Annotated in this window: 7 protein-coding genes; 3 read left to right on the top strand and 4 right to left on the bottom strand. The window is 66.8% G+C overall.

Annotated features, from left to right (window positions below; all coding sequences use genetic code 11):
- Positions 1 to 641: 641 nt before the first annotated feature.
- Complete coding sequence (locus tag ACFV88_RS33465) at positions 642 to 1703, bottom strand: hypothetical protein (RefSeq protein WP_385495901.1); 1062 nt, start codon at positions 1701 to 1703, stop codon at positions 642 to 644.
- Positions 1704 to 2293: 590 nt separating this feature from the next.
- The gene (locus tag ACFV88_RS33460) at positions 2294 to 3034 is read right to left on the bottom strand and encodes an alpha/beta hydrolase (protein WP_385495900.1); all 741 of its coding nucleotides are present in this window, start codon (positions 3032 to 3034) and stop codon (positions 2294 to 2296) included.
- A 383-nt stretch (positions 3035 to 3417) separates the two neighbouring features.
- Here ACFV88_RS33460 and ACFV88_RS33455 point away from each other — a divergent pair, with 383 nt between their 5' ends.
- Both ACFV88_RS33455 and ACFV88_RS33450 read left to right on the top strand, forming a co-directional pair.
- Entirely contained in the window at positions 3418 to 4266 is an 849-nt protein-coding gene (locus ACFV88_RS33455) for a transposase (protein WP_385495899.1), read from the top strand.
- Between the two features lie 183 nt (positions 4267 to 4449).
- Entirely contained in the window at positions 4450 to 4836 is a 387-nt protein-coding gene (locus ACFV88_RS33450; protein ID WP_385495898.1) for a hypothetical protein, read from the top strand.
- Between the two features lie 136 nt (positions 4837 to 4972).
- Here the strand turns inward: ACFV88_RS33450 and ACFV88_RS33445 are convergent, their stop codons facing one another.
- Both ACFV88_RS33445 and ACFV88_RS33440 read right to left on the bottom strand, forming a co-directional pair.
- Positions 4973 to 6643: a hypothetical protein gene (locus tag ACFV88_RS33445; protein ID WP_385495897.1), complete on the bottom strand. Its 1671-nt coding sequence runs from the start codon at positions 6641 to 6643 to the stop codon at positions 4973 to 4975.
- Complete coding sequence (locus tag ACFV88_RS33440) at positions 6643 to 6921, bottom strand: hypothetical protein (protein WP_385495896.1); 279 nt, start codon at positions 6919 to 6921, stop codon at positions 6643 to 6645. The genes ACFV88_RS33445 and ACFV88_RS33440 overlap by 1 nt, the downstream gene beginning before the upstream one ends.
- A 450-nt stretch (positions 6922 to 7371) precedes the next feature.
- Here ACFV88_RS33440 and ACFV88_RS33435 point away from each other — a divergent pair, with 450 nt between their 5' ends.
- Positions 7372 to 9294, top strand: a complete 1923-nt coding sequence (locus ACFV88_RS33435) for a hypothetical protein (protein WP_385495895.1) — start codon at positions 7372 to 7374, stop codon at positions 9292 to 9294.
- The last annotated feature ends 72 nt before the right edge of the window (positions 9295 to 9366 follow it).

Genomic DNA, 9366 nt, shown 5'->3' with positions numbered 1-9366 from the left:
CACGACTGCCCAGTCCGCGAAGAGGTGCTCCTGACCGCGTGCGACCGAGACTGCTGTGGGGACTGCCTTAGCCGTAGCAAGCGCTTGGAGCTCGGCTCTGAATGCGTGCGAGGCTTCCCAGTTGCCAGCGTGTGCCCGAGCCCTTCCGAAACCGGGCAGTAGTGCAGGTTGCGCGAGGCGCGTCCAGGCTCGGGCTGCTCGCTGCCAGTGTCCTTCGTCGGGGACTTCGCTCCCGGGGAGCCTGGCCAGGATCCATTCCGCCTCGGCGAGGAAGAGCGGATGGTCGGCTGAGGCCGGGCCCGTGTAGCCCCGTCCGGCACATTCATCGCAGTGCTCTTGCGCTTCGTCCTTCGTGCTTCCTTCTTCCCTTCCACCCGCATTGTGTGCAGATTCTCCGGTGCCTTCACAGTCGGTGCAGGGGTTGATGCCTGCCTCGATCCGGGCCACGGCCAGCAGACTTCGTGGGTCTGCGAGCATCGTGAGGTTGGCGTGCGGCCTTTCAAGTCTCTGCTCGGCCATGAGGGCTGGCGCAGGGCCGGTAGGGCGATCTGTTCGGAGCCACCATTGGGCGGCTGCCAGAGGGGACTGGGTCTCGGTCTCCCCGGACAAGGTGTAGATGATCTCGCCGTCGTAATCGCTGTTCATGTCTGGGACTCCCCCGCTGCCTCGATGGTTCGCGGGGCGGTGGTTGCGCACGCTGACGAGGCCGCGCCTGCAGAACTCATCCTTCGGCGTGGGTACCGTTCAAGGTGCGCCAGGTGTTCTTCCTTCAGCGCGGCGTACATCAATTCGCTGACGATGGTCATCGTGGCTGTCGTCGGCGAGCGACGCACTGAGCTCGCAGTTCGTCGCCCCTCCAGCGTGCCGGCCAGGTCCTCCAGGCGGCGGCGTGCCACAGCCGTCAGCCGAGCCTCGGCCTTCGGATCTCGTTCGAAACGCGCCCTGATCACGCGACCCGCTGCCGCTGCCAATCCCAGGGAGCGCGCCTTGACAAGATCATGGGCATCGTCGTCGAGAGGTGGGCTGCCGGTCGGTGCGAGGGTAAGTTTGGGAAGGCTGTCGATCTTCACCTGTTCTCGGGCATCGACGCCGGCGTGCTGGGAGAGAGCGATAGCTGAGATCAGCCAAGAGTCGGTCTGTGCCTGAGGCGCTGTTCCGCTTACGTCCGCGGGAATGGGTTCTGTGAAGCCGTACAGCCGACGGTCCGAGCCGAGTTGCTCAAGGTAGCCGAACGCGGCGGTGCGCAGCTGCGGGCGTGCGCCATGGTCCATGGCTGCGAGGGTGACGGCGGCCAGGTCAACGAGGTCCTGTCCATCCCAGCGCGTGCTGACAAGCTGCATTGCCTCAAGTAGATCGTCCAGTTCTCTGGTCGCGCTCAGAGACTCCGGGCCGTGTCGTTCAAAGAGCCGGTCCTGCACTGTTCGGGGAATAGGCAGGCCGGTCGCATGGTGCCACTGACGGGCAGCAGCCTGCCAGTCACCTACGTCGAACGCGCGCCAGTCTGGGCCCCACGACTCCAACCACCGAGTGGCGGCGGCATACTCCTGCTCTTCCTTGAGGCCAGCGTCCTGGAAGACAGCCTCGGCATCGGCATGGAATCGCTGCGTCGAACCCGACCAGGTGACCGGGATCTTGAGATGTGGGCCGTCCCACCACGGCGGGAGCCCATGCGCCAGAGCCCCATTCACAAGCCATCGGGTCACTCTCTCAGAGGCCAGGTCTTGGGCGTCTTCGGCCTCGACGAGATGGGAGTGACATGAAGAGTCGTGGCGTGGCCTCGCGGCTGTCATAGTCTCCCCTCTCGTCTCCCTCGGGGCGCGTCAGCTCACAGCTGAGAGCTGCGAGCAGTTCCCGTCATGACTGTCCCCGAGACGCTGGGGTTGGCAGCTACGGATCCCGTGACGCGGGCTGGCCCTTCCTCTCCTCCCGTCTGGCGGAGTGGCACACAGGGGCGATCCCGCGGGGCGGGCGTGACCAGCGAAATGGATGCCCGAGACTCCATCACTGCGATTCCTCAGCGAGAGTGGGCAGTCGTAGGTCGGGAGACGACCGGAAGGGAGCAGCATCAAGGGTGCGTCCTCAGGCAGTCGGAGTTCCCGTGGGACGCCAGACGCACTATCTCCTCGCCCCGCGCGCCGAGCCAGAAACCGAAGTCCTTCACGGCGAGCTGGCCAAGTTCGCGGCCTTCGTTCGTTACTCGCAGGCCCCGCCATAAGGCGGGGCCTGCTGCTTCGATGAGTAAGCATCCTGGCCGTCAGTGCCTACCGTCTGCGGCGGGTCTGACGGCCCGGTCTCAGTTCAGGTGCCGGGTGAAGAACTGGGCCGCGGCGTCCCCGGCGTGCTGAGGGACGCCGGTGTGCCCGCCCATGTTGGCGTGCAGGGTTTTCTCCTTGGAGCCGAACGCGTCGAACAGGTCCAGGGCTGCCTGCCGGTCGTTGCCTTCGTCGTCCCACTGCAACAGGACGTGCAGAGGAATGGTGACCTGGCGGGCCTCCTCGACCATGGCGCGCGGCACGAAACTCCCGGCGAACAGAACGGCGGCCGAGATGCGCGGCTCGACCACCGCCAGCCGGGTCCCGATGGAGATCACTCCTCCCGAGTACCCGACCGGGCCGCTGATCTCGGGCAGTGCGAGGAGGGAGTCCAGGGTGGTCTGCCATTCCGGGACCGCCTTGTCGACCAGCGGGAGGATGAGGGCGTCGATGATCTCGTCGCTGACCGGCTCTCCGGCCTCCATCGCCCGGCGCAGGTCGGCAAGGGCTTGCTCGGCGGCGGGCAGGCGGGGCCGGTCGCCGCCCCCGGGGAGTTCGATGGTGGCCGTGGCGAAGCCGTCCGACGCGGAGTGCCGGGCCCGGGCCACCAGCCGGGGGTACACCTTGCGCAGCCCGAGGGGAGGGGGGCTGAGCAGGATCAGCGGCGCCGGAGCGGACGCGGATGCCGATGCGGGCGTCCACAGGATGCCGGGGATCTCACCGAGGGTGAATTCGCGTTCGAGGACGCCGTTGTCGAGGCGTTGCTCAGAAGTGAAGTGCATGGTCGTGCCTTTCGGGAGGCTCACAGACGGCGCTCCCGGACGACGACCTATCGCCCTTCCGTGACCCCGGAGAGGAGCACCCATGTCGATACTGCGTTCACGGGTACCACCTCCTCGTTCTCTCGCACGGCCTCCGGAAACATAACAGCGGTCGCTGTGGTCCGCTAACGGGTTTTCGCGGAAGCCCCTTGGCTCGCTCCGCTCGACCTGTCCGTCCCGCCTGGTCGGCCCCTTCGACCTTCGATGAGAACCGTTCAACCCACAGGCCTCAGGCGGGCCGGGATGCGGCATGAGCCGGGCGTGAGGCGGCAGGAGCCGGGCGTGAGGGGGCACCGTATGGCGATCATGGAGTTGTCCCTGCTCTGCGATCCCTGGAGAAGCCTGTGCCCGTCGTGCCCGCGTCCGTCATCGACCCGATCCGCGAGGAGTTCCTCGCGCCGCTGCCGGGCCGTGTGGATGATCACCCGCTCGGGTGCCACAACCCGCGGATCGCAGACGCGGTCGTGTTCGACCGGCTCGTGATGGCGCTGGTGTCGGGGATGGGCTACGAGCGGGTCGCCGACCAAGGGTGTTCGGCGACCACGATCCGCCGACGACGGGACGAGTGGATCGACGCGGGTGTCATCGGCCACCTGGTCCTGGCGGTACTGCGGGCCCACGACCAGATGGTGGGTCTGGAACTGGAGGACCTGGCCGCGGACGGGTGCATCACCAAGGCTCCCTCGGGCGGGCAGTGCGCCGGGAAGTCCCCGGTGGACCGGGGCAAGCAGGGCACCAAGCACTCCCAGCTGACCCACGGTTACGGGATACCCTTGGTCACGGTGCCCGCAGGCGCGAACATCCGCGACCACACACTGCTCCCCGAAACCCTCGACGAGTTCACCGAGTTGACCGACCGCCTCGACCGCACCCCGCAGGCCCCTGCCTTAAGCCTGGACGCCGGCTACGACTACCAGCCCGTCCGCACTGACCTGGCCGAGCGGCATCACCGGCCGCATCTCCAAGCGCGGAACGAAGACCCGATCCAGACCGACGGCCGCTGGGTGGTAGAGCGCACGAGCTCGTGGATGAACAACCTCGGCAAGCTCCGCCGCAACACCGAACGACGCCGCGCATGCACCGAGTTCTACCTCGCCCTGGCCACGGCCATCATCACCGTCCGTAGCCTCATCCGACGGGCCTGGTGCACCCCCCGCTGGGACACCCGCCCCCGCAGCCCCCGCATCCGATAACCACACCTCACGCCTACTGGCGGACGCTCTTAACGGGCTCTTCGGCGGCGGCAAAAGCACGACTGCCGAGCAATTCCACCAGCAGCTCCCCACCAGCCTAATGACTGATCCCGAAGAGATCGGCTTCCTGCTGCGCAAGAGCATCGGTGACCACCCGAACCGGCAGAAGGACTGTGGCGCACCATGGTCGCGGGCGTCTGCGCCGAGCTGGACCGTTTCACCCACGGCGGCCTGGTTATCGCCCCCATGACGCTGCTACGCCGTGAATTCGCCGACGAGATCTTCGGCTCCCTCGCCAAGGATGGCATCGAGGTCCGCCAAATTCCCCTGCATGCCGACTCGGACACTATCTGTGCCCGTATTGAGGGCAGTTTGGAGTTCCCCGACAGTGAGGAGCGCAGCGAGAAGGTCCGTGCCTTCCGACGCCGCAGGCTGGTCGACTACGAGCAGGCGTACGCGACCTGGCTGGGCGAGCGGGCCGAAGTGATCGACACTACGACGCTGAGCCCCGACCAGGTCGCCGCCAAAGCACTCGCCCTCCTGTACCAGCCGCATCCAGCAGCGCGGTAGCCCGGATATCCGGGGCAGCTGAGGTAGGCGCCGCTCTTAGCTGAGCTGGTACGTCCACGACGGTGCTCCAACTGTGGGCTGCCGACGGACCGAGCGGTCACATGGAGACGCTCCTGCTGGAGCTTACGGAGCTGGCTCAAACGCCGGCGTAGTGACCGGTCGACTGCGTGGTCTGAGGCTGCTGCGGTTGACGGGGTCCTTGGCCCGGAGTCGGGTTGTAGCGAAGGGCCGACTGAGCTGCCTGCGAGTACTGCTGTGCTGCGATGCCCAGCAGGGCGTCAGTGGACAGTTGCGGGGTGTGAGCTGCCTTCGTGACTACGGTGTTGGCTTGCTCGGCTGATCGTCGCAGGGTAACGGTGACCAGTTGTTGTGCCATGACCCTCGGGTCCTGCGGACTTCCATCCGTCTGTATCGCGGTGCGCGGCGCGTCCGGATAGGCCGCGGAGGCGATCTGCACCATCAGGTCGCCGTTCAGGTCTTGCGAGGTGCTGCTCGTCAGGTGGGCTTCTTGGACCAGGAGGAGCGGGTGCCAGGGGGTGGGGTGACGCTGCATAGCCTCGAAGAGCGCTTGGTGTTCTGGGACAGTGAAGTCTTCCCCGCGCAGCGCCCGGTACTGGTCGGTGTGCATGAAACCGGGGTTCTGGAGCGCTCCGTCGATGATGGCACGCTCACGCGCTGGGGAGGCGTACGCCGCTTCTGGCTGGGTGACTCGTACTCGTTGGGTCTGCGCGGAAGTGGGTGCTGCGGCGGCGTTTGTGCGCTCTCGCAGGCGCTGTAGGGCTGCCACGGAGCGGGCGAGGGCCGCGAGGAGGCCTTGGCCTACTGGGCCTGCGGTCCGGATATCAGTGTTGGTCTGTTCGCCGAGTTGGGCGACGTAGTTGCGGATGTGGGGGTCAAGTACGAGTTCTCGGGCGTGACGGCCGATCTGGTTGGGAGGAAATTGTGCGAGGGAGGCGATCTGGTCTTGCTGCAAGAGGAGTTCGGCCCGTCCTCGGAAGGTGGGATCGTTCAAGGCTTGTGCCGCGGCGGGGTCTGTGGGTGCCCGCTGCGCGAGGATGGCCTGCATGTTGTCGACCGTCATGCGGGTCAGAGTGATGACCCTTTCGTCGCCCACGAGGTATGGGTCGTGTGCGGCGGCGGAGTGGATGACGGCGTTGGGGCCGGTGACGAGCGCCTGCCAGGCTACGTTGAGGAACTCATCGTCGAAGTCTTCGCCCTGGAGCCAGTACGGTGAGGCCGTCGGGTCTTGAGGCTGGTAGCGGAAGGCTTCAGCGTTTCGCGGGTTGTGGACTACGGCGCCGACGATTGAGAGTGCGCCCCATGCTTGCAGGTCGGCTTGGGCGTCTCTTGGTGCGGGTGGTGCTTGGGCCAGCGGCTCTTGGCGGGGGCTCGCGTTCCAGACCTCGACGGCGTGCTCGTAAGCAGTCGAGGGGTGTCCGTGCTGGAGTGCTTGAAGGTGGTTGATGTACTCCCACAGTCCGCCTCTGCCTTCCCAGGCGTTCCGGTCTGCGATGAGCCTTTGTGCGGCTTGGTCGCCTTGGGCTGCCCTTGCCTGGTAGAGGTTCCAGAGTCCGTGGTAGAGCTCGACTGTCGGGGGTTTGGATAGGTATCCGTTGGGCGCTTGCAGTGCGGCGTTGCGCATGACCTCATACATGTCCCCGAGCAGGGGGGTACGGAAGTCCGCCGGCTGGACCCAGGGTTCACCCGGCGTCGCGGGGTTGGTCAGTCCCCAGGTCACGAAGCTGGGGTCCTGAAGTAGGGCGTTGACGACGAGGGCCTCATGCCGTGATACGTCCGGGGCGTTCATCACGACTCTCCGACTGCTTGGTGAGGCGCGGCGTTCGGCATCGGATTGGGTTCGCTGTGGAGTGTCGGCAGGTCTATGGTGTGTGCGGCGCGCCAGCGCTCGGCCTGCGCGTCGACAAGGTTGCTTCCGGCTACGTCCAGGGCGTACCACTGCCCTTCCTCGGACCGCCACCAGCGATCCGCGTAGTGGACGGGGGCACCGGTGAAGTCCGCGAGGGCGTGCGCCTTGCCCTGCTCGATCAGTTCCTTCATGGCGACATCCGGCATGGGGGCAGCCACGATGCGCTCCAGTGCGGCTGTTTGGAGGCGTTGTGCAGCACTTGGTGTTGGCGGATTCGCAGTGTGGTCGGACACCATGCCCCCTGGTGATCGCGGAGTGGCCAGAAGCCACGCTCTGCGAGTGCGGAGCGCTGAGACAAGGGCTGGCGGGGGCGAGAGCCTTCGCTTCCCGTGAGGCGGGCCGGGTCTTGTCATCGGTCCCGTGGGGCGGGCACCCGGGGTGTTTCGGGACGCTGGTGCAGCCCTCGGTTCTCGGCCGTCCTTGGTGGGTCGGTCTGATCGGGGCTTCCCGTGCGGCGGGCCCCGTTTGTCGATTCTGTTGCGCCTGGCGGGAGCAGTCGACGTATTCACCGGGCGGGGGAGACAGCGTGGCTCGGGGTTCTCAGGCTGGGTGAAGACGCGCAGCCGCGAGCGGTGTGCCCATGCGATGTCCCAAGGAGTGCCGACCTGATGAACCTGCCCGATGTCGCTACCGTCTCCCCGCCGCCGGACTACGCGGTGCTGGGGCTCTCCCTCACAGATGAGGTGGAGGCTCAGTGGGTGACACCGGTTGCCGCAGATGCCATGGCGCAGGTGCTGGCCTGCGAGCGCAGGGGGCTTCGAGGGGTCGTGGTAGAGCTCGACGAGCATGGCGCTGTTCCGGTTGAAGTCCGGAAGGTGATGGCGCGGGCGTTGGCGCAGGGGTCAAGTCGCGGTGCCAGGCAGGAGTCGAAGGGTGCTCGCGACCCTCGTGCAGAGGTGGGGAGGTGGTTGGCACGGCTGCTGGAGTCTACGTCAGTGTCGGCCGAGGGGGCTGCGCTTACCTCGTGGTCGACGGGCGCGGCAAAGTGGGCGGCCTACTTTCCGGATCTTCCGTCCAGTGCGGTGCGGACTCTCGCGGGTTTGACCGATGGCGCTGGCTGGGACCAGTTCCGTGCCGAGGCTTCCGAACTCATTGACCTCCTCCGGCACGTGGACAACTTCTACGCCGATCCGAGTGCCAGTACGACGGAGCGGGTGCGTTCGCTGTCGTACTACACGCGTGGATTCCAGCGCCTCCGCGCGGCATGCGAAGCGGCTCCTGAGCTGCGGCAGGCTGCCGAGTTCTACCTGCTGCAAGCAGTGCGCAGCAGTCAGGAGGCGGCGGAGGTCGCAGGCTTCGTGGGGGCCGAAAGCAAGGACATATTCGGCTGGGCGCAGGACCGGTTCGGGGAGGACTCGGAGGTGATGGCGGCAGCACAGGCGCGTGCAGCTCGGTGGCGGACCGCTCGGGAGCTGAGCGTGGCGGATCGGCGCCGGGCGGCGAGGTGGCTGGCCCAGCACCCGAGTGCGCGGCGGGAGACACGCATGATCGGCATCTGGTCTGCGCAGCGCGGCCCCGGGGGACCTGCGGGCGGCGAACGCCAGGTGGCATTGCAAGCAGAGCAGGAGAGCGCGGAGGCCCAGCGTGAGGCCCGCTATGCGCTCTGGGCGTACCTCGATGAGTACGAGGCCGAGCTGAGCGTCCCCGACCCTGTACGTCGCGGCCGCAGCCGAGACCAGTGGCTTCGGCACCGTGAGGAAGCCGAACGGCTGGCTGGTGCCGCCTTTCTGTCCGTGGCCCATGCGGCCGCTGATCTCGAGAGGGTGCTGAGGGCAGTCGGTGCGGCCCTGGAGGCCGGCGAGAAGGGCTTCATGGAGTTCGCCAGCGAATGGAGGGCCCTTCAGGCTGCGTCAGCGGCGTTGCAGGGTTTGCTCCCTGCGGATCCGGCTGAGACCGTCATTCCCGGCCTGGGCTGGGGGAAGTGGCAGCGGCCCGTTCCGATGCTGTATCGCCTCGTCGTCACGACCGGCGTGCCGGAGGACGGTGTGACCAGTGAGCCGTTGGCCGCCGTCCTCTGGTGGCTGCGCAGGGACCGGCCGGAGAATCGTGTCAAGTTGTCATGTTCGGACGCTCTCGGTCAGTGGCAGGCGCTCACCATCCGCTCGCTGCTCCGCCGCATTCGCTACGTGGCGTTGAGCACCCAAGAGCGCGCTGAGCTGGACGGCGCGCTCGCTGTCTGGCTCCTGGCGGAAGGTGAGTGGCACACCGCCGGAAAGGACTGGCATCGCATGGGGCGACGATGGGCCGAGGTGCTGTCGGACGCCCCGCCGCGCGCTTCTCTCCTGACACGGCTTCGGGCTCTTGGCCACGGCAAGACGGCAGATGTGACCGTCCTCCAGCAGGGGGCCGCTCTGTTGGGAGATGAGGAAGACGGCGGCGCCGTGGGTGCTTCGATACCTACCGAGAGCGGGCTGGCGATCCCTCTCGATCGTGATCCCGGCGTGTCACAGAGCGTTCTCTTGGAGTCCGCGCGGGCCGGCGGGACTTGCTACGTTCACGCCTTGCTGCCTGAGAAAGTGTTGGGTAACTGATCAGTCGCATCCTGTGATGTGCTGGTGGTGATCTCCATGGTTGACGCTTGCGTGAAGATCACCGTCATGTGT

This window comes from Streptomyces sp. NPDC059816 (genome assembly GCF_042732055.1).
Classification (GTDB): domain Bacteria; phylum Actinomycetota; class Actinomycetes; order Streptomycetales; family Streptomycetaceae; genus Streptomyces.
This window is presented reverse-complemented; position numbering and strand designations above follow the sequence as displayed.